The following is a 19,701-nucleotide window of genomic DNA, read 5'->3' on the forward strand; positions in this document are numbered from 1 at the left end:
GCCCCCCGCGCAGGTAGCGCTCGAACGCCTGCGCGATCGCGTCTCCGGACGCCTCGGGCGAGTCCCAGGTGTCGCGCGTGCGCTCGAGCTGATGGATGTACTCGGTCATCTCCTCGTCGTCGGCCGCTGCGGCGTCGATCGACGCCTCCCAGGTCGCGGCATCCGTGCGCAGTCGCTCACGGGGCATGTCGATGCCGGTGAGCTCCTCCAGACGGTCGAGCAGGGCGAGAGTGGCCTTCGGGGAAGGGGCGGCGGATGCGACGTAGTGCGGCACGCTCGCCCAGAGATTGGCCGTCGGGATGCCGGCGCGCTCGGCGAAGTGCTCGATCACGCTGAGGATGCCCACCGGCCCCTCGTAGAGGGAGCGTTCGAGACCGAGCGCCTCGCGCACCTGCTCGTTCGCGCTCGAGGCGAAGATCGAGATCGGTCGGGTGTGCGGCACGTCGGACAGCATCGCGCCGAGCGTGATGAATCCCGTGACGTCGTCACGCAGCGCGATGTCGATGAACTCGTTCGCGAACGCCTGCCAGGTGCGGGCGGGTTCGACCCCTGTGAGGAGCCAGAACTCCGGTGCGCCGTCGCCCGACGGTGCCGCAGGGCGCCACAGTGCAGCCTCCGGCCAGCGCAGGTCCCGATGTCCGGTGGCGTCCATCTTGGTCGACGGGCGAGTGTACTGGTAGTCGAAGTACAGCTCGGGGTCGACGGTGTGCACGAGCTCGTACTCCGTGCTCTCACGCAGCATCTCGATCGCGCCGCTCGCCGCTTCACCGGCATCGTTCCAGCCATCGAACGCGACGACGACGATGCGGTTTCCGAGTGCATCCATCGAATTCTCCTTCCATCGCGAACGCAGGTATCCCTCCAGGCTAGTCCGCGTCAGACGGTATGGGACACCGGCCGGGCTAGCATGGAGAAGTGAGTCAAAAGCCGCGCGCGGTCCTCTGGGACATGGATGGAACACTGGTCGACACCGAGCCGTACTGGATGGCGGCGGAGACGGCGATGGTGCAGTCCTTCGGCGGAACCTGGTCGCACGAGCAGGCGCTGCAGCTGGTCGGGAACGGTCTGCTCGACAGCGCCATGCTGCTCAGGGAGGCAGGCGTCGACATGGAGCCGGACGCGATCGTCGACCGGCTGACGGATGACGTGCGCACCTCACTGGCGACGCAGGGCGTGCCCTTCCGTCCCGGTGCCAAAGCGCTGCTGCGCGATCTCCACGCCAACGGCATCCGCACCGCGCTCGTGACGATGTCGCTGCGACGCATGGCACTCAGCGTCGTCGAACTCATCGAGTTCGAGGCCTTCGAGGAGGTCGTCGCCGGTGACGACGTCGAACAGCCCAAGCCTCATCCGGAGCCGTATCTGAAGGCGGCCGGCCTGCTCGACATCGACATCGAGGAGACCCTCGTGATCGAGGACTCCCCGACGGGCCTGCGAGCCGGTCTCGCCTCCGGTGCCGTCACCCTCGGCGTCCCGCACATGGTGTCGCTCGAGACGGTGGGTGCGCACGCGCTCTGGCCCACACTCGAGGACAGGACCGCGCAGGACATCATCGACCTGTACTCGTCGGTCAGGGCCGATCTGACCCAGGACGTGGTGCGATGAGCGTCGCTTCCGCGCGGCAGAGCGGCCCGTTCCGCGACGGCGATCGCGTGCAGCTGACGGGGCCGAAGAACCGACTCCACACCGTCACCCTCAGCGAGGACGGCGAGCTCCACACCCACCACGGCGTGCTCAGGCACCGTGACCTGATCGGGCTGCCGGACGGCTCGGTGGTCGCCAACAGCTCAGGGCACGAGTACCTCGCGCTGCGCCCTCTGCTGCGTGACTTCGCCATGTCGATGCCGCGCGGTGCGGCGATCGTGTATCCGAAGGACGCCGCACAGATCGTCATGCAGGCGGACATCTTCCCCGGCGCGACGGTCGTCGAGGCCGGGGTCGGTTCCGGGGCGCTCTCGCTGTCGCTGCTGCGCGCTGTCGGCCCGACGGGCACCCTGGTCTCGTTCGAGCGCAGGGACGACTTCGCCGACGTGGCGAGAGCCAATGTCGAGACGTTCTTCGGAGAGACGCCAGACACGTGGCGGGTCGTGGTGGGCGATCTTCTCGAGGCACTGCCCGCCGAACTCGCAGCGGGAACCGTGGATCGCGTCGTGCTCGACATGCTCGCACCGTGGGAGGTCATGGACGTCGTCGCGGATGCGTTGACCCCTGGTGGTGTGGTGCTCTGCTACGTCGCCACGGCCACGCAGCTCTCGCGTGTCGCGGAGTACATCCGCGGCACCGGCCTGTTCACCGACCCTGATGCCTCCGAGACCATGGTGCGCGGCTGGCACGTCGAGGGACTCGCGGTGCGACCGGATCACCGCATGGTCGCGCACACCGGATTCCTGCTCACCGCACGCCGCCTCGCTCCTGGCACGATCGCGCCCGAGGTGAAGCGTCGCGCGTCGAAATCGAGTTACGGGGATGCGGACGTCGAGACGTGGACGCCCGGTGCGGTGGGGGACCGCGAGATCACCGACAAGAACCTGCGCAAGCGTGTCCGAGAGGCCACGAAGGCAGCAGACGGAGCGCGCCGGGCATCGGCTTCGCGCGATTCCGAAGAGCGATCGCAATAGACTGGAGAGCGTGCGTAAAACGTCTGCCGCTCTGGCCACACTCAGTCTCGCCCTCGTCGCCCTGACCGGGTGCGCCACGGCGCCCGCTTCCGGCGGCGCCGCGTGCGATCGCGCAGCGTCGACGAGCGGTATCGACGACATCGCGACGATCACGGGCGAAGTGGGCGAGAAGCCCGAGGTCGAGCTGTTCACGCCGGTCGGAGCGGAGAAGACCTCGTTCAGCGACGTCGTCGTCGGCGACGGCCCTGCCCTCACTTCGCCGACGCAGAGCGTGGTGCTCGAGTTCGCCCTGTATTCCGGCGAGACAGGCGAAGCCGTCGCAGGAACCGCGTTCGACGAGGATCAGGCGCAGCTCGTGAGCATCGACTACTGGGCGCAGAGGGTTCCCGCATTCGGCGAGGCGCTGGAATGCGCCACGGAGGGCACCCGAGTGCTCTCGGTGATCTCCGCCGAGGACTTCGGGGCGCAGAACCTGGCCAGCTTCCAGCTCGGCGAGGACGAGTCCGTCGTCGCGGTCTTCGACGTCGTGAAGGTCTTCCCCTCGAAGGCCGAAGGGGCTCCGCAGTACAACGACGCAGCGGGGATGCCCACCGTGGTGCGTGCGGCCGACGGACGTCCTGGGATCATCGTGCCGGACAGCGCGGCGCCGACCGAGCTCGTGACGCAGACACTCATCAAGGGCGACGGCGAGAAGGTCGCAGAGGACGACACCGTGCTCGTCAACTACACCGGAGTGACGTGGGCGGACAAGACCGTCTTCGATTCGTCGTGGGATCGCGGCGCGACGGCATTCGACCTCGCCGCGCTGATCCCCGGTATGACGCAGGGACTCGCGGGGCAGACGGTCGGATCGCAGGTGCTCATCGTGATCCCGCCGGAGCTCGGCTACGGGGAAGCGGGCGGCGGGGCGGTACCGCCGAACTCCACGCTCGTCTTCGTCGTCGACATCCTCGGCATCGATCCGCCAGCGGCGCCCGCGCAGTGATGGCCGCCCGGATCCCGCCCGAAGAGCGCCAGACGAACCTCGTCGTGGCGTTGATGGCCACGGAGATCGGGCTCACGAAACAGCAGATCCTCGACAACATCTCCGGGTACCGGCAGCGTGCCGATGCGGGCACGCGCGCCGACGCGCTGGAGAAGATGTTCGAGCGCGACAAGGACGAGTTGCGCTCGCTCGGCGTCCCGATCGAGACGATCGGCGACCCTGGTGATCCCAATGACCTCCGCGAGGCCAGGTACCGGATCCCGAAGGCGGAGTACGACCTGCCGGAGGACATCGAGTTCAGCGCGGCAGAACTCGCCGTGCTGACCCTGGCAGGCAGCGTCTGGAGCGCGGAGTCCTCATCCGCCGACGCCCAGGCAGGTGTGCGCAAGATCAGGGCCCTCGGAATCGACGGCGACGAGCCGATCATCGGGTTCGCGCCGCGCATCACCGTGCGCGATGCCAGTTTCGCGCCGCTTCAGAGTGCGATCGAGGATTGCCGCGTCGTCAGCTTCGACTACCTCAAGCCGGGTGAGCAGTCACCGCGTCGACGGCGGGTCGAGCCGCTGGCCCTGCTCGACTACGAGGCGCGCTGGCATGTGTACGGGATCGATCTCGATGCGGACGACGAACGCACCTTCCTGCTCAGCCGCATCGTCGGGGATGTCACGTTGACCAGGCAGAGTTTCGATGCGGGACTCAGAGAAGGTGCGGGGGAGCGCGCGCTGGCCGGTCTCGAAGCGGTCGCCTCCCGCAACTCCGCGCTGCTCGAGATCACTCCGGGTACCGAGGCGGCCCTGCGGCTCGGCAGACGCGCGACCCCGCAGGTGCAGGGTTTCAATGTGCCGTTCGTGGATGTGCACATCTTCGCCGATGAACTCGCCTCGTACGGCCCTGAGGTGCGCGTGGTCGAGCCTGCCGTGCTGCGCGACGCCGTGATCGCCAGACTCGAAGCGACGATCGCCGCGCACGACGCCGCACACGACGAGGGGGGACGCTGATGGCCGCGAAATCGAAGCCGGTGCTCGCATCGGATCGCGTGCGCGCCTACCTCACTCTCGTGCCGTACCTGCTCGAGCGTGGCCAGGTCTCGCTCGATGAAGCAGCAGGCGAGTTCGGCGTGACCGTCGACGAGATGCGCGCGATGGTCGAGAAGCTCACGGTCATAGGGCTCCCCGGCGACGCCGGCTACTGGCAGCAGCCCCACGAGATGTTCGACATCAACTGGGACCTCCTCGATGAGGAAGGCGTCATCGAGATCACCAACGACGTCGGACTCCGCCGGGTGCCGCGGTTCACTGCGCGCGAAGCCGCTGCGCTGCTCGCAGGCCTGCAGGTCGTCGCGGCGGTGCCTGCCGTGTCGAACTCGGGTCTCGTGGCGGGGCTCCTGGCGAAGCTCTCCCGAGCGTCGGCGAACGCTCCAGCCGAGGTCGTCATCGCGCCTGATGCCGTCGATGAGGTGCGCGACGCGGTGTCGAACGCGTTGAGCCGTGGCGTCGCGGTGTCGTTCCGCTATCAGGCACCGGATGCTCCGGCCACGACCCGCACCGTCGACCCCGTGCAGGTGCTGATCACCGGCGGGCAGTGGTACCTGCAGGGCTGGTGCCACCTGCGCGAGGCGATGCGCACCTTCCACCTCGATCGCGTCAGCGAGCCCGAACTGACCGACATCCCCATCACGCACGCCGACGAGCTGCTGCCTGACGCCTTCGGGACGATCAGCGATGACGATGAGGTGACGATCAGGCTTCCCGAGCGACTGGTGCCCCTCCTCGGGGACTACGTGCGCGCGGAGAACTCCGAGCTCCAGCGCGGTTTCGTCACGGTGCAGGTGCCCATCGCCGATCCTCGGAGCATCAAACGGGTCGCCGGTCGCTTCGGCGGACACCTCGAGGTGCTCCAGCCCGAGGCCGCCCGCACCGCCACTCGCGAGTGGGCTGCAGACGGACTCGCTCTCTACCGTCACCCATAACACCCGATCCGCAGGTAGACTGCACGAAGACTTCGATCCCTGGAGGGAATCATGGCTGGATTGACCGGTTGGCATCTGCTCGTACTCGTGCTCGTCATCCTGTTGTTGTTCGGAGCAGCGAAGCTCCCGGCACTTGCGAAGAGCATGGGACAGTCCGCGCGACTGTTCAAGGGCGAGATGAAGGCGATGAAGGACGACGACGGCAAGGCCGATCAGGCACCGGCCGACGTCACCAACACGTCGACGGCATCGGACCAGGGCACCGTTTCGCCCCGGTCTGACAGCGGCACCACCACCTGACGACTGTGACCGCGATCGACAAGCAGTCGGCCGCGAGTGACAAGCCACGCAATGAACGCCGAATGTCGCTCGGCGGCCACCTCGTGGAGTTGCGCCGACGGCTGATGATCTCTGCGGCAGCACTCGTGGTCGCCATGATCCTTGGCTTCTTCCTCTCCGACCCTGTGATCGCGTTCATCACAGAACCGGTGCAGAAGATCGCGGAGGCGAGAGGCGACGACCTGGTCGGGCTGACGTTCTCCTCCGTGACGTCGCCGTTCGATCTCCGGATGCGCATCGCGTTCTCCCTGGGGATCTTCCTGGCGGCGCCGGTGTGGCTGTGGCAGATCTGGGCGTTCATCATGCCCGGTCTCACCCGCAAGGAGATCAAGTACACGGTCGGGTTCGTCGCGTCCGCGGTTCCGCTGTTCTTCATCGGATGCTACGTCGGCGCGCTCGTCGTCCCTCATGTGATCGAGCTGATGGCGACCTTCACCCCGGAAGGCGCCAACAACCTCTTCGAGGCCAAGCAGTTCTACGACTTCAGCCTCAAGCTGATGCTCGTGGTCGGTGTCTCGTTCGTGCTCCCCGTCTTCCTCGTCGCGCTGAATGTCGCCGGGGTGATGTCGGGACGCGCGATCCTCAAGGGATGGCGAGTGGCGATCCTCATCGCGACCGTGTTCGCCGCTCTCGCGACGCCGGCGGCCGACGTGGTCAGCATGCTGATGCTCGCCGGGATCCTCGTCGTGCTGTTCTTCGCCGCTGCAGGTCTGTCCATGCTCTTCGATCGTCGCAAGACCAAGCGAGCGAAGTCAGAGGGCCTGCTCCCGGACGTCGAGGTATGACCTCTCCTGCAGAGCGATATGCCGCTGCCAGAGACGCGGCATCCCACCCCGAGACCGCTGCGTTCGCCGCTCGTCAGAGCTTCGATCTGGACGAGTTCCAGGTCGAGGGCTGTCACGCGCTCGAGCGCGGCAACAGCGTCCTCGTGGCGGCGCCCACCGGGGCGGGCAAGACGATCGTCGGCGAGTTCGCCATCCACCTGGCGATGCAGACGCCGAAGGACAAGGCGTTCTACACCACGCCGATGAAGGCGCTGTCGAATCAGAAGTTCCGCGAGCTCGTCGACGTGTACGGCGCCGACCAGGTGGGCCTGCTCACTGGCGACACGAACATCAACGGCAACGCCAGGATCGTCGTGATGACGACCGAGGTGCTACGGAACATGATCTACGCCGATTCGGCAGCGCTGGCCGATCTGCGCTACGTGATCATGGACGAGGTGCACTACCTTGCCGATCGTTTCCGCGGGGCCGTCTGGGAAGAGGTCATCATCCACCTGCCGGCGCAGGTGCGGTTGGTGTCGCTCAGTGCGACGGTGTCGAACGCCGAGGAGTTCGGGGACTGGCTCGACACCGTGCGCGGCGACACCGAGGTGATCGTCTCGGAGACCCGTCCCGTGCCGCTCGAACAGCATGTGCTGGTGCGAGACGACCTGCTGCCCCTGTTCGATGATCGTGCCGGGATCGCCACAGCGACCGTGAATCAGGAGCTGATGCGCATCCGGTCCTTCACCGGGTCGCGCTACGACAGCAACAAACAGGCCCAGTCGTACGTCAGCGGCAAGCATGCAGGGCGTCAGAGTCCACGCCCGCAACGCGGCGGACGTCGTCCGGTGCGGGCGGCGAATGCGCAGCGCATCGAACGGATGGACCGACCCGAGGTCATCCGGCTCCTGGAGCGCACCAACCTGCTGCCTGCGATCTTCTTCATCTTCAGCAGGGTCGGCTGCGACGCGGCCGTGCAGCAGGTGCGTCGCTCTGGGCTGCGCCTGACGTCAGCGGAGGAGCGCGCGGAGATACGCGAGCTCGTGGAGGAGCGCACCCGGTCGCTGCAGGACGAGGACCTCGGGGTGCTCGGGTACTTCGAGTGGGTCGAGAACCTCGAGCGGGGGATCGCCTCGCACCATGCCGGGCTCCTGCCCGCGTTCAAAGAGGTCGTCGAGGAGCTCTACCGCCGCAAACTCGTCAAAGTCGTCTTCGCGACCGAGACCCTCGCGCTCGGCATCAACATGCCCGCCAGGACCGTCGTCCTGGAGAAGATGGAGAAGTTCAACGGCGAGGCACGAGTCGCGATCACGTCGGGGGAGTACACCCAGCTGACCGGGCGTGCCGGCCGACGGGGCATCGACGTCGAAGGGCACGCCGTCGTGCAGTGGACAGAGGGCATGGATCCTCAGGCGGTCGCCGCTCTCGCGTCCAGGCGCACCTACCCGCTGAACTCCAGTTTCCGCCCCACGTACAACATGGCGGTCAACCTGATCGACATGTTCGGTCGTCCTCGTGCCCGCCAGATCCTCGAGTCGTCCTTCGCGCAGTTCCAGGCCGATCGCGCCGTGGTGGGCCTCGCCAGGCAGGTGCGCGAGGCAGAGGAGTCGCTCGCGGGTTACGTCACGGCGATGACGTGCGAGCACGGCGATTTCCTCGAGTACGCCGGGATCCGACGTGAGCTCAGCGACCTGGAGAAGAAGAACCGCCAGGACTCTCACGCACCTCGCACCGCGCGGGACAAGCGGATGAAGCGCATCCACTCCCTGCGGACGAAGATGCAGCGCCACGGCTGCCACGGATGCCCCGACCGCGAGGCGCATGCCCGCTGGGCGGAGCGCTATTGGAAACTCAAGCGGCAGACCGACCGCACGCGTGCGCAGATCGAGACGCGCACCGGTACGGTCGCGCGGGTCTTCGACCGGGTGGTCGAGGTGCTCGCGACGCTGGATTACGTCACCGGCACGGGAGATGACACCGCCCTCACCGAGGCGGGGCGCACGATGAGGCGCATCTACGGTGAGCGCGATCTGCTGGTGGCCGAGTCGCTGCGCCAGGGATTGTGGAAGGGCCTCGATGCGCCTTCGCTGGCCGCCATGGCGTGCTGCCTGGTCTATGAGCCTCGTCGCGACGAGGCGAATTCCGGTGAGCGCGGACTGCCGCGCGGCGCGTTCCGCAGCGCATACGAGAAGACGACCGCGCTGTGGTCGGAGCTCGATGACCTCGAGCAGGACCATCACCTGCCCGGCTCCGAGCCGCTCGCCGCCGGCCTCGCCGGTGCGATGCACGCCTGGGCACGCGGGGCGCTGCTGGATCGGGTGCTGGTCGACGCGGACATGGCCGCCGGTGATTTCGTGCGCTGGGCGAAGCAGACGATCGACCTGCTCGACCAGTTGTCGATCGTCGCGGAGGATGCCGAGGTCGCCCGTACTGCGCGTCAGGCGCTCGACGGGGTGCGGCGCGGCATCGTCTCGTACTCGTCGATGTGAGAATGCAACGGATGCCTTCACCCGCCGTCGACCGTACCGGTCGCGCCCGACCCGCGCTGCGACGCCCCCTTCTGCCGCTGTGGCTCGCGGCGGTGGTCGCGGCTGCCGCCGGGTTCGTCATGAACCTGTCCTATCCGGAGGCGAGCATCTGGCCCTTGGCTTTCGTCGCCGTCGGCCTGCTGCTCATCTCGCTGATCGGACGAAGGGCCGGGGGTGCGCTGCTGGTCGGCCTGATCTACGGCGCGGTGTTCTTCTTCCTGCTGGTGTCGTGGACATCGCGCTATCTCGGGGTCATCCCGTGGGCTGCGCTGGCATCGCTCGAGGCGGCGCTGACGGCCGTTGCGGTCATCCCGATCGCGCTCGCCTACCGATGGATGCCCCGGGCCCTTCCCGGGCCCGTAGGGCGCCTTGTGGGCCTTCCTGCGGTGATCGGAGCGCTGTGGGTGGGGCGAGAGCTCCTCCTGGGCTCGTGGCCGTACACGGGCTTTCCCTGGGCGCGTATCGGTATGACGCAGTCGGAGAGCCCGTTGGGGGCGCTGTCGTCGTGGGTCGGGGTGAGCGGGCTGAGCTTCCTCATCGTGTTCGCGGTGGCGATGCTCGTGGAGACGGTCCGGCTGCGGCTGTGGCGCAGGCCACCCGCTTTGCTCGTCCCTGCCGCTGTCGTCCTCGTCCTGTTCGCGACGCCGCTCTTCCCGACGACCTCCTCGGGGACCATGCGGATCGGTGCTGTGCAGGGCAACGGTCCGACCGGCTATTTCGACGACCGCGATCCCTATGCGGTCATCCAGGCGCAGACGGAGGCGACCGAGCCGTTGTTCGGCGAGGAGATGGATCTTCTCGTGTGGCCGGAAGGCGGCCTCGACTACGACCCGTTCCAGGATGCCGCGCTGGCGCGACGGATGACGATGATCGCCACGCGTGTGGATGCGCCGCTGCTCGCCAATGCCGCGACGGGTCGCGGCGATGAGTTCTTCAACACGACGATGCTGTGGACTCAGGAGGGGGAAGCCGCCCAGACGCACGACAAGCGCTTCCCCGTCCCGTTCGGCGAGTACGTGCCGGACCGTGATTTCTACAACGCGATCGTCCCGGATCTCATCGGACTGATCGGACGTGAGTACACGCACGGCACGAACGCGCCTCTGGTCGAGGTCGGCGACGTTCCCGTGGGGCTGGCGATCTGCTTCGACGTGATCTACGACGAGGTGATCACCGAGGGCATCCACGGCGGTGCTCAGGTGCTGGTGTTCCAGACGAACAACGCGGACTTCCGCGGGACCGACGAGAACCTGCAGCAACTGGCGTTCGCGCGCATGCGCGCGATCGAGACCGGACGCAGCGTGGTGAACATCTCGACCGTCGGCCGCAGTCAGATCATCCGTTCCGATGGAACGACGGTGGCCGCGCTGGATGCGGATGAGGCCGGCGCGCTGCTCGAGGATGTCGAGCTGCGCACCGGCCTCACAGCTGGTGTCGTCCTTGGGCCCTGGGTGCAGCAGCTGCTGCTGTGGGGCGGACTGGGCGCGCTGTTGTTCGGGTGGTGGCGCGCCCGTCGTCGGCGTTAGGCGCCGATCTTCTCGCGGGTCGGGTCCTCACCGGCGCCACGGCGGGCACGGATGAATGCGAGGCGCTCCTCGAGGAGCTCTTCCAGCTCGGCGCGTGAGCGGCGCTCGAGCAGCATGTCCCAGTGGGTGCGCGCGACCTTCTCGTCGGTGGCGTCGGGAGTGATGGTCTGGCCATCGACCCGCAGCACGGCCTCGGCACCGCAGGAGCGGCACTCCCAGGTCTGGGGCGGCTCGGCGTCGGCCGAGAACATCAGCGTGGTCACGTGATCACACGTGTCGCACTTGTACGTGGTCTCGCGGCGTTCCATGAAAACGACGCCCTCTTCGCTCTGTAGGCTCTGGGCGCCGAGTCGGATGCCGCGCAGGCTGCGATCTGCCATTTTGTGGTCCTCTCGTCGCTGTCAGGTATAGCGCTCCAGTCTGTGCGCGCGCTCAACGCAGGCGGATTCCCGGCGCTATTCACAGCCGAATCCCAGTCCGCCGTGCAATCGGCTCAGAACAGCGTCTTCAGCGCCGCATCCGCCTGGTCCGTGACGATGCCGTCGACGCCCTGTCCGATGAGACGTCTCATCTCGTCCGGATCGTTGACGGTCCACACGTGCACCTCGACGTCGTGGCGGTGCGCCGCCCTCAGAAGAGAGGGCGTGAGCACTCGGATCGGCCCGTACCGCTCGGGTATCTGGAGCGCGTCGATGTCGCGCAGCACGTGCGAGCCGGTAAGGCGCAGAGCGCTGAGCAGGCGCACCAGCCCCATCGTGCCTCGGCCAGCGGACGTCGCGGGGCGCATCTCGGCACCTGCGGCGAGGACGGCATCGACCGCGCGCCGGCGGCGAGCGTCGGAGAAGCTCGTCAAGAGCACTCGGTGCGCGTGCGGGGCGATGATCCGACCCAGGGGAGCGGTCGCGGCATCCGTCTTCACGTCGATGTTGAAGCGGGTCTCCGGGAGCGTGTCGAGCATCTCAGTGACGGTGAGCAGCCCGCCGTGCGGCGCGAGGAGTTCTGCGAGTTCACCGGTGCGGACGTCCTCGACGCGGCGATCGTCGGCCAGCAGGCGCGTCAGCGTCTCGTCGTGGAACAGCACCACGTCGCCGTCCGCCGTGACCTGGCAATCCGTCTCGATGTATTCCGCACCGGCGGCCTGTGCGGCGGCGAAGGACGCCGCCGTGTTCTCCCAGACGGCATCCGACGGGGAGTCCCCGCCCGCGACGGTCGGCAGACCGCGATGGGCGAGGACTCGGGGATGCCGTGCCTTGAGGAAGTACGGGTGCGTCACGCGCCGGGGGTGCCTGCAGGCGGCTGGCCGGCACCGGGGCGCGGGGTGAAGGCGCTGCCGATGCCCTTGAGCGCCTCGGTGAGCTCGCTCGGGATGATCCAGAGCTTGCTGGACTCGCTGTCGGCGATCTTCGGGAGCATCTGCAGGTACTGGTAGGCGAGGAGCTTGTCGTCCGGGGCGCCCTGGTGGATGGATGCGAAGACGTTCTGGATCGCCTCGGCCTCGCCCTGCGCACGCAGGACGGCGGCCTGCTTGTCACCCTCGGCTCGGAGGATCTCAGCCTGACGCGCACCCTCCGCCTCGAGGATCGCCGACTGCTTCGTGCCCTCGGCGGTCAGGATCGCCGCGCGGCGATCCCGCTCTGCGCGCATCTGCTTCTCCATCGAGTCCTGGATCGACAGGGGCGGGTCGATGGCCTTCAGCTCGACGCGTCCGACGCGGATGCCCCACTTGCCGGTGGCCTCGTCGAGCACGACGCGCAACTGCCCGTTGATGTTGTCACGACTGGTGAGCGCCTCTTCGAGGTTGAGCCCACCGACGACGTTGCGCAGCGTGGTGGTCGTGAGCTGCTCGACGGCGCCGAGGTAGTTCGCGATCTCATACGTCGCTGCACGGGCGTCGGTGACCTGGAAGTACACGACCGTGTCGATCGAGACGACGAGGTTGTCCTCGGTGATGACGGGCTGCGGAGGGAACGACACCACCTGTTCGCGCATGTCGATGAGCGGGCGCAGGCGGTCGATGAAGGGCACCAGGATGTTGAGGCCCGGCATCAGGGTCTTGTGGTACCTGCCGAGGCGCTCGACCACGCCGGCCGTGGCCTGGGGGATGATGCGGATCGAGCGCGCGACGGTGACCACCACGAAGATGATGACGGCGATCGCGAGGATCCAGCCGATCGCGGTCGGGATGAACGAGGAGTCGTTCACGATTTCTCCTAGTCGTTGACGGGACGGACGATGGCGGTTGCACCGTTGATCGCGGCGATGGCGACAGGGGCTCCCTCGGGGATGGGGACGGCCGTCTCCGTGCGGGCGGTCCACGTGTCGCCGTTGCTGACCTTCACCTGCCCGGAGACGCGCGTGATGTCGGCCAGCGCTGTGCCGCGCAGTCCGATGAGCGCGTCGACGTTGGACTTCGTCGGATCCTCACCACGGTGCAGCCGCTTGAGCAGCGGAGGACGGATGACGAGGATGAACAGCGCGGCCGCGGCCGCGGCGCCGATCAGCTGCGCCCACACCGGCAGCCCGAACACGCCGGTGAGCAATCCGATCCCGCTGCCGAGGGCGAGCATCAGGAAGGTGAAGTCGAGGGTCAGCATCTCGATCACGAGGAACACGGCGATCAGCACCAGCCAGCCGATCCACGCCCATTCCGTGACCAGGTCGATGAAGACGGATACGTCGTCCATGTGCCCTCCTCTTGTCGTCAACCTACCACGGTGGAGGGGCGCGATCCGGGCGGGTGAAAGCGGATTGATAGGGTGAATGTGCCGCGCCGTTCGCGGCGTTCCCCGCATCGCTAGGAGTCACCGTGACCGACGTTCTGCCCGCAGGTTCTCTCGCCGGAAAGGTCGCCCTCGTCACCGGCTCGTCGCGGGGCATCGGTGCCGACACCGTCCGATACTTCGCCGAGGCGGGTGCGGACGTCGTGATCAACTTCCGCAACAAGGCGCCGCGGGCCGAGAAGCTCGCCGCGCAGCTGCGCGAACTCGGCGGTCGTGCGCTCGTCGTCGGCGCCGATCTCACGGATCCGGCATCCGTCGCCGACATGTTCGAGCAGGTGCGCTCGGAGTACGGCCGACTCGACGTGCTCGTCCTGAACGCATCAGGGGGCATGGAATCAGGGATGGCCGAGGACTATGCGCTCACGCTGAATCGCGATGCGCAGCTGAGCGTGCTGAACGCGGCGCTGCCGCTGCTCGGCGAGGGATCGCGCGTCGTCTTCGTGACGAGCCACCAGGCGCACTTCATCCGCACCACCCCGACGATGCCGGAGTACGAGCCCGTCGCGCGCTCGAAGCGCGCCGGCGAGGACGCGCTCCGCGAACTGATCCCCGCTCTCGAGGCGAAGGGCATCGGCTTCACCGTCGTGTCCGGCGACATGATCGAAGGCACCATCACGGCCACGCTCCTCGAGCGTGCGAACCCCGGCGCGATCGCCGAGCGCCGCGGGTCTGCGGGCAAGCTCTACAACGTATCGGAGTTCGCCGCCGAGGTGGTTCTGGCTGCTGTCGAGCCCGTCCCGGCGGACAACACCCGCCTGGTCGGCGACACGAGCGGATTCGCCGCCGAATAGCACTCCGCAACGTCGAACGGCCGGCCCCGCGTGCGCAGGGTCGGCCGTTCGCGTGTTCGTGAACTCACTCGACGGGCGCAGTGCTCTCGGTGTATGCGGCGGCAGCGGCCTTCTCGTCCCGTCCGAGCGTGATCGCGCGGACGATCTGGATGACTCCGAGCACGACGAGCGTGATCCCGAGGATCCACCAGAGGGCGACCACGGCGAGCAACGGCGAGAAGATCACGATGACACCCGCGACGATGCTGAGGATCGCGTAGATGATGGTCCACGCCCTCGAGCCGTCCTTGTGGAGCAGCGTGAGCGAGACGATGCCGTCGACGATCCAGCTGATGCCGATGAAGATGACGGTGATGTAGGCGAGCGTGACCGTCACAGCGGTGAGGTTCGTGAACGCGATGACGCCCGCGGCGATGTAGAGCACGCCCAGCACGATGTGCCCGGCTCTGGCCCAGCCGCCCTTCTTCCCGGAGAAGATTCCGAGCCCGACGTACACGATGCCGGCGAGGATCAGGTACGCGGCGATGATGCCGGTCACGAGCACCGCTGTCTTCAGCGGCCATACGAGGATGACGATGCCGGCGATGAGTGCGATCGCGCCGGAGATCGCGAGCGTGATGCGGATCGATTTGAACAGTGACTTCGCTTCGGCGAACGTTTCAGACATGGGGGAGTGCCTTTCTGGGAAGCTCCTGTGAGGATTCGATCAGCGTAGCGTGCAGGGCGGTCGAAATGTCCCTGGTCCGTGGGAGTATCGGAATGTGCCGACACATGCCATCGATCACGAGCGCCTGCGCGAACTGGTGGTCATGCGTCACGTCCGCGACCGCATCGATCGTGAGTACGCGAAACCGCTCGATGTCGAGGCATTGGCGCGTGGCGTGCACATGTCGGCAGGGCATCTGAGCCGGCAGTTCAAGACGGCATACGGCGAGTCGCCGTACTCGTACCTGATGACACGGAGGGTCGAACGGGCGATGGCGCTCCTGCGCCGCGGTGATCTCAGCGTGACCGAGGTCTGCTTCGAAGTCGGTTCGTCTTCGCTGGGCACTTTCAGCACGCGTTTCACCGAACTGGTCGGTGTGCCGCCGAGCGTGTACAGGGAGCGGGCGGCCGACATCTCCGGCATCCCGAACTTCCAGATCAAGCACGTCACCAGACCGATCAGGAATCAAGAAGCGCCGCGCACCGGAGCCAACCTAATCTGGGCATCATGAACATCACCATCCACTACGCGTTCCTGCCCCACACGGATGCGGAAGCCGCGCTCGGCTTCTACCGCGACGTGCTCGGTTTCGAGTTGCGCAAGGACGTCGGATACGACGGCATGCGCTGGCTGACGGTCGGCCCTGTCGGTCAGCCGCAGACCTCGGTAGTCCTGCATCCGCCGGCCACGGACCCGGGGATCAGCGATGACGAGCGTCGCACGATCCTCGAGCTCATCGCGAAGGGCAGCTACGGTGCGCTCACGCTCGCGAGCGACGACCTCGACGGGCTCTTCGACCGACTCGTCGCGCGCGGCGCGGACATCGTGCAGGAGCCGATGGATCAGCCGTACGGCGAGAGGGACTGTGCTGTGCGCGATCCCGCCGGTAACCTGCTCCGCATCAACCAGACCGCCTGAACACCCCGCCACCAGCACTGACACCCCGCCGAAGGATGACGATGGCCGACGTTTCGCACACCGCCGACTCCCATGATCTGATCCGCGTGCAGGGAGCACGGGAGAACAACCTCAAGGAAGTCAGTGTCGACATCCCGAAGCGGCGGCTCACCGTCTTCACCGGTGTGTCCGGCTCGGGGAAGAGCTCATTGGTGTTCGACACGATCGCGGCGGAGTCCCGTCGCATGATCGACGAGACCTACAGCGCCTTCGTGCAGGGGTTCATGCCGTCGGTCCCGCGTCCCGACGTCGATGTGCTCGAGGGCCTCACGACGTCGATCATCGTCGATCAGGAACGGCTCGGAGCGAACCCGCGGTCCACGGTGGGCACGGTCACCGACGCGAACGCGATGCTGCGCATCCTGTTCAGTAAACTCGGGCGGCCGTACATCGGCGGACCGACCGCGTTCTCGTTCAACATCCCCACGCAGAAGGCCAGTGGAGTGATGACCGGTCCAGGTGGCGAGAAGAAGATCGTCAAAGATGCCATCTATCTCGGCGGCATGTGCCCGAGATGCGAAGGCAGGGGAGCGGTCTCCGACCTCGACCTCGCCCAGATCGTCGACGAGTCGAAGTCTCTCGACGAGGGCGCGATCATGGTGCCCGGCTACACCGCCGACGGCTGGATGGTGAAGGGCTTCTCGCAGTCGGGTTTCTATCCGGCCGACAAGCCGATCATCGAGTTCACCGATAAGCAACGGCATCTCTTCCTCTACGGCGAGGTCACCAAGGTGAAGATCTCGGGCATCAACATGACCTACGAGGGACTCATCCCGAAGATCACCAAGTCCATGCTGTCGAAGGACATCGACGCACTGCAGCCGCACATCCGCGCGTTCGTCGAGAGGGTGGCGACGTTCGCGACGTGCCCGGAGTGCGAGGGCACGCGCCTCACAGAGGGTGCGCGGTCGTCGAAGATCGCCGGGGTCAGCATCGCTGATGCATGCCGGATGCAGGTCACCGACCTCGAGGCCTGGGTGCGCGGACTGGACCTGCCGGAGGCGGGTCCGCTGCTGAAGGCACTGAGCGCGAATCTCGCCGCGTTCGTCACCCTCGGACTCGGTTATCTGAGCCTCGATCGTCCCTCCGGCACGCTGTCCGGGGGAGAGGCGCAGAGGATCAAGATGCTCCGGCATCTGGGCTCATCCCTGACCGACGTCACGTACGTGTTCGACGAGCCCACCGTCGGGCTGCATCCGCACGACATCCAGCGCATGAACTCCCTGCTGCTGCAGTTGCGCGACAAGGGGAACACCGTGCTCGTCGTCGAGCACAAGCCGGAGACCATCGCGATCGCCGACCACGTCGTCGATCTGGGACCGGGTGCGGGGTCGGCAGGCGGCGAGATCTGTTTCGAGGGCACGCTCGACGGGTTGCGAGCGAGCGGCACGCTCACCGGCACGCACCTGGATGATCGGGCCACACTCAAGGCGGCGGTCCGCGACAGGAACGGCGCGATCGAGGTACGAGGCGCCGACGAGAACAACCTGCAGCACGTAGACGTCGACATCCCCACCGGAGTGCTGACCGTGGTGACCGGGGTCGCCGGCTCGGGCAAGAGTTCGCTGATCCATGGTTCGGTGACCGGCCGAGAGGGCGTGGTGGCGATCGATCAGAGCGCCATCAAGGGGTCGCGGCGCAGCAACCCGGCCACGTACACCGGCATGCTCGAGCCGATCCGCAAAGCGTTCGCGAAGGCGAACGGGGTGAAACCCGCACTGTTCAGTGCGAATTCCGAAGGCGCCTGCCCGTCATGCAAGGGTGCGGGAGTCATCGTCACCCAGCTCGGGTTCATGGACACGATCGAGACGCCGTGCGAGGACTGCGGGGGCAAGCGTTTCCAGGCCGGCGTGCTGGACTACAAGCTCGCAGGGAAGGACATCACCGAGGTCCTGGATCTGCCGGTGTCCGAAGCGCGGCAGTTCTTCTCTGATGGTGAAGCGAAGATTCCCGCGGTGGGTGCGATCCTCGGGCGGCTCGAGGACGTCGGGCTCGGGTACCTGTCGCTGGGTCAGCCGCTGTCGACGTTGTCGGGCGGAGAGCGTCAGCGCGTGAAACTGGCGATCCAGATGGGAGAGAAAGGCGACGTCTACGTTCTCGACGAGCCCACGACCGGACTGCATCTCGCTGATGTCGACAAGATCCTCGGTCTGCTGGATCGCCTCGTGGATGCCGGCAAGACGGTCATCGTGATCGAGCACCATCAGGCCGTCATGGCCCATGCCGACTGGATCATCGACATCGGTCCCGGCGCAGGGCACGACGGCGGCCGCGGGGTGTTCGAGGGAGTGCCCGCGGAGCTGGTCGCGTCGAAGTCGACGGTGACGGGGGAGCACCTCGCTCAGTACGTCGGCGTCTAGGCGGAGAATGTCGTCGGGCCGCCTTCGCTGATCGCTCAGTGCGTGATCGAGTGCACGGGGAAGAGTTCGGTTCGCTCGATCACACGCTCACGCTCGGAAGCGAGTTCCTGCCGCCGCGGGTCCGCGAGGAAGTCGTCGAGCGCACGCTGGTCGGGAAAACGATACAACTGAACTTCGTCAGGCTGCCCGTCAGCACCGTCGCTTGCCACGCGCTGCATGATCTCGGCTCCGTGATCCATGAGCAACGCGATCACAGCATCCTCATAGCGCGCCATCTGAGCCGCTCGTCCAGGGTGGGCCCAGAGAAGGCAGCACAGCATCAATGCGGAAGAGTTCTCAGGCATTGGTTCAGCATAAGGTCCTCAGCGGGCGGTTCATATTATGTCAGTTTCGAAGGTCGGTTCTCGAGGTTGGGTCCACCCGAACGCGAGGGGTGAGTGTTGGGCGGCGAAGGACCAGTGCGGCAGCGCCGTCTCGGATGTGAGCGCGACCCTACGAGGTCGTGCAACTGACGACATCTGTCGTCGCTCAGATGTGTGGGCGTTCCTGTGGGCACGTGCAGCGCGGCGGTTCCGGCTGCGCCAGCCGCGAGTGCTGGAGCAGTGCAACAGATGTTCTCCCGCGGTGGTGCACCACCCTCGATATATGCCGATAATGCACATTATGTCAGATCGAACGACGGGAGCCCCGCTCTCGTGTGCTGGTCAGCGTGTGCGTTGCGCTCGTGGAGGTCGCACCGTCAGTCCTCACTCGGCGGCGTAGCCGGCGAGGAACAGGTCTACCGCTCCGTCCACCGGCGCGCTCACGGGTGTCTCTTCATCTGTGAGCAGCTTCGCGTTCAGCGGCGCACCGATGACCAGCCAGGTGAACTGCTCTGCTGCGGCATGAGCGTCGTGGATTCGCAGGTGCCCGTGCGCCGAAATCTCCTGAAGAGCCTCGGCGAGGTTCCGGACGTTCGTCTGCCAGCTCTTCTCGAGGTACATGGCCGCGACGTCCGGCTGCGTGAGCGCTTCGCCCGTGACCAATCTGCGCATGCGCAGCACCGGCGGGCTCAGAATGCCTGCGCGCATCGTCTCGGCGAGTTCGATGAGCCCTGCGCGGATGTCGCTCGCTGCGACGAGGCCTTCCAGCGCGGGCCGCATCGAGCCCCTCCCCGCGGCCGCCCATTGGCTCACGACTGCGGCGTACAGTTCCTGCTTCGACGGGTGCTCGCGGTACAGCGATGCCTTCGAGATCTTCGCGCGTCTCGCGACCTCGTCCATGGACGCGCCGGCATAGCCGTGCTCGAGGAACACTGCTCGTGCGACGCCGAGCAGCTCCTCCCCTGTCATGCCTGCCGGTCGTCCTGCTGCTCGAAGCGCTGTTGACATGCAGA

The 19,701-nt window shown here is 66.8% G+C and carries 21 protein-coding genes; 13 read left to right on the forward strand and 8 right to left on the reverse strand.

All coding sequences use genetic code 11. The features are described 5' to 3' along the window. Positions 1–826, reverse strand: an 826-nt coding sequence (locus tag ACNPNP_RS07900; RefSeq protein ID WP_448965504.1) for a PAC2 family protein, incomplete at its 3' end; no start/stop codon positions are given. Between the two features lie 122 nt (positions 827–948). Between ACNPNP_RS07900 and ACNPNP_RS07905 the strand changes: the two genes are divergently transcribed. The 9 genes from ACNPNP_RS07905 to lnt all read left to right on the forward strand — a co-directional run bounded on the left by ACNPNP_RS07905 (position 949) and on the right by lnt (position 10,732). Beyond that, complete coding sequence (locus tag ACNPNP_RS07905) at positions 949–1,605, forward strand: HAD family hydrolase (RefSeq protein WP_448966143.1); 657 nt, start codon at positions 949–951, stop codon at positions 1,603–1,605. After that, positions 1,602–2,618: a tRNA (adenine-N1)-methyltransferase gene (locus tag ACNPNP_RS07910; protein ID WP_448965505.1), complete on the forward strand. Its 1,017-nt coding sequence runs from the start codon at positions 1,602–1,604 to the stop codon at positions 2,616–2,618. The genes ACNPNP_RS07905 and ACNPNP_RS07910 overlap by 4 nt, the downstream gene beginning before the upstream one ends. A gap of 10 nt (positions 2,619–2,628) precedes the next feature. Further along, complete coding sequence (locus ACNPNP_RS07915) at positions 2,629–3,603, forward strand: FKBP-type peptidyl-prolyl cis-trans isomerase (RefSeq protein WP_448965506.1); 975 nt, start codon at positions 2,629–2,631, stop codon at positions 3,601–3,603. Further along, positions 3,603–4,601: a helix-turn-helix transcriptional regulator gene (locus tag ACNPNP_RS07920; RefSeq protein WP_448965507.1), complete on the forward strand. Its 999-nt coding sequence runs from the start codon at positions 3,603–3,605 to the stop codon at positions 4,599–4,601. The genes ACNPNP_RS07915 and ACNPNP_RS07920 overlap by 1 nt, the downstream gene beginning before the upstream one ends. Then, the gene (locus ACNPNP_RS07925; RefSeq protein WP_448965508.1) at positions 4,601–5,572 is read left to right on the forward strand and encodes a helix-turn-helix transcriptional regulator; all 972 of its coding nucleotides are present in this window, start codon (positions 4,601–4,603) and stop codon (positions 5,570–5,572) included. The genes ACNPNP_RS07920 and ACNPNP_RS07925 overlap by 1 nt, the downstream gene beginning before the upstream one ends. A gap of 48 nt (positions 5,573–5,620) precedes the next feature. After that, a complete protein-coding gene (tatA, locus tag ACNPNP_RS07930; RefSeq protein ID WP_448966144.1) occupies positions 5,621–5,872 on the forward strand; it encodes a Sec-independent protein translocase subunit TatA in 252 nt (83 codons plus the stop codon). A 62-nt stretch (positions 5,873–5,934) separates the two neighbouring features. Further along, a complete protein-coding gene (tatC, locus tag ACNPNP_RS07935; protein WP_448966145.1) occupies positions 5,935–6,696 on the forward strand; it encodes a twin-arginine translocase subunit TatC in 762 nt (253 codons plus the stop codon). Continuing rightward, on the forward strand, positions 6,693–9,167 hold the full coding sequence (locus tag ACNPNP_RS07940; RefSeq protein ID WP_448965509.1) for a DEAD/DEAH box helicase: 2,475 nt from the start codon (positions 6,693–6,695) through the stop codon (positions 9,165–9,167). The genes tatC and ACNPNP_RS07940 overlap by 4 nt, the downstream gene beginning before the upstream one ends. 11 nt (positions 9,168–9,178) lie before the next feature. Next, a complete protein-coding gene (gene lnt / locus ACNPNP_RS07945) occupies positions 9,179–10,732 on the forward strand; it encodes an apolipoprotein N-acyltransferase (protein ID WP_448965510.1) in 1,554 nt (517 codons plus the stop codon). On the opposite strand, the gene ACNPNP_RS07950 is transcribed toward lnt, so the two are convergent. The 4 genes from ACNPNP_RS07950 to ACNPNP_RS07965 all read right to left on the reverse strand — a co-directional run bounded on the left by ACNPNP_RS07950 (position 10,729) and on the right by ACNPNP_RS07965 (position 13,416). After that, complete coding sequence (locus tag ACNPNP_RS07950; RefSeq protein ID WP_259061815.1) at positions 10,729–11,112, reverse strand: RNA polymerase-binding protein RbpA; 384 nt, start codon at positions 11,110–11,112, stop codon at positions 10,729–10,731. The genes lnt and ACNPNP_RS07950 overlap by 4 nt on opposite strands. Positions 11,113–11,225: 113 nt before the next feature. Beyond that, complete coding sequence (locus tag ACNPNP_RS07955; RefSeq protein WP_448965511.1) at positions 11,226–12,005, reverse strand: glycerophosphodiester phosphodiesterase family protein; 780 nt, start codon at positions 12,003–12,005, stop codon at positions 11,226–11,228. Next, positions 12,002–12,934, reverse strand: a complete 933-nt coding sequence (locus ACNPNP_RS07960; protein WP_448965512.1) for an SPFH domain-containing protein — start codon at positions 12,932–12,934, stop codon at positions 12,002–12,004. Before ACNPNP_RS07960 ends, ACNPNP_RS07955 begins: the two co-directional genes overlap by 4 nt. 8 nt (positions 12,935–12,942) lie before the next feature. Further along, positions 12,943–13,416 (reverse strand): NfeD family protein, encoded by a 474-nt coding sequence (locus ACNPNP_RS07965; protein WP_448965513.1) that lies wholly within the window; start codon positions 13,414–13,416, stop codon positions 12,943–12,945. Positions 13,417–13,538: 122 nt separating this feature from the next. Here ACNPNP_RS07965 and ACNPNP_RS07970 point away from each other — a divergent pair, with 122 nt between their 5' ends. Further along, entirely contained in the window at positions 13,539–14,303 is a 765-nt protein-coding gene (locus tag ACNPNP_RS07970) for an SDR family oxidoreductase (protein ID WP_448965514.1), read from the forward strand. Positions 14,304–14,367: 64 nt separating this feature from the next. Here ACNPNP_RS07970 and ACNPNP_RS07975 read toward each other — a convergent pair whose 3' ends face one another. Then, positions 14,368–14,970 carry an HdeD family acid-resistance protein gene (locus tag ACNPNP_RS07975; protein ID WP_448965515.1) on the reverse strand — a complete coding sequence of 201 codons (603 nt, stop codon included), beginning with the start codon at positions 14,968–14,970 and terminating at the stop codon, positions 14,368–14,370. Between the two features lie 142 nt (positions 14,971–15,112). Between ACNPNP_RS07975 and ACNPNP_RS07980 the strand changes: the two genes are divergently transcribed. Genes ACNPNP_RS07980 through ACNPNP_RS07990 form a run of 3 tightly spaced genes read left to right on the forward strand, consistent with a single transcriptional unit; the run spans position 15,113 to position 18,326 of the window. Further along, entirely contained in the window at positions 15,113–15,520 is a 408-nt protein-coding gene (locus tag ACNPNP_RS07980) for a helix-turn-helix transcriptional regulator (protein WP_448966146.1), read from the forward strand. Then, a complete protein-coding gene (locus tag ACNPNP_RS07985) occupies positions 15,517–15,927 on the forward strand; it encodes a VOC family protein (RefSeq protein ID WP_448965516.1) in 411 nt (136 codons plus the stop codon). The genes ACNPNP_RS07980 and ACNPNP_RS07985 overlap by 4 nt, the downstream gene beginning before the upstream one ends. Positions 15,928–15,968: 41 nt before the next feature. Then, complete coding sequence (locus tag ACNPNP_RS07990; RefSeq protein WP_448965517.1) at positions 15,969–18,326, forward strand: ATP-binding cassette domain-containing protein; 2,358 nt, start codon at positions 15,969–15,971, stop codon at positions 18,324–18,326. 35 nt (positions 18,327–18,361) lie between these two features. Here the strand turns inward: ACNPNP_RS07990 and ACNPNP_RS07995 are convergent, their stop codons facing one another. Next, positions 18,362–18,670 (reverse strand): DUF1330 domain-containing protein, encoded by a 309-nt coding sequence (locus ACNPNP_RS07995; protein ID WP_448965518.1) that lies wholly within the window; start codon positions 18,668–18,670, stop codon positions 18,362–18,364. A gap of 402 nt (positions 18,671–19,072) precedes the next feature. Next, positions 19,073–19,696, reverse strand: coding sequence for a TetR/AcrR family transcriptional regulator (locus ACNPNP_RS08000; protein ID WP_448965519.1), 624 nt, complete (start codon positions 19,694–19,696; stop codon positions 19,073–19,075). Positions 19,697–19,701 lie beyond the last annotated feature (5 nt).

This window comes from Microbacterium xerophyticum (assembly GCF_053543555.1).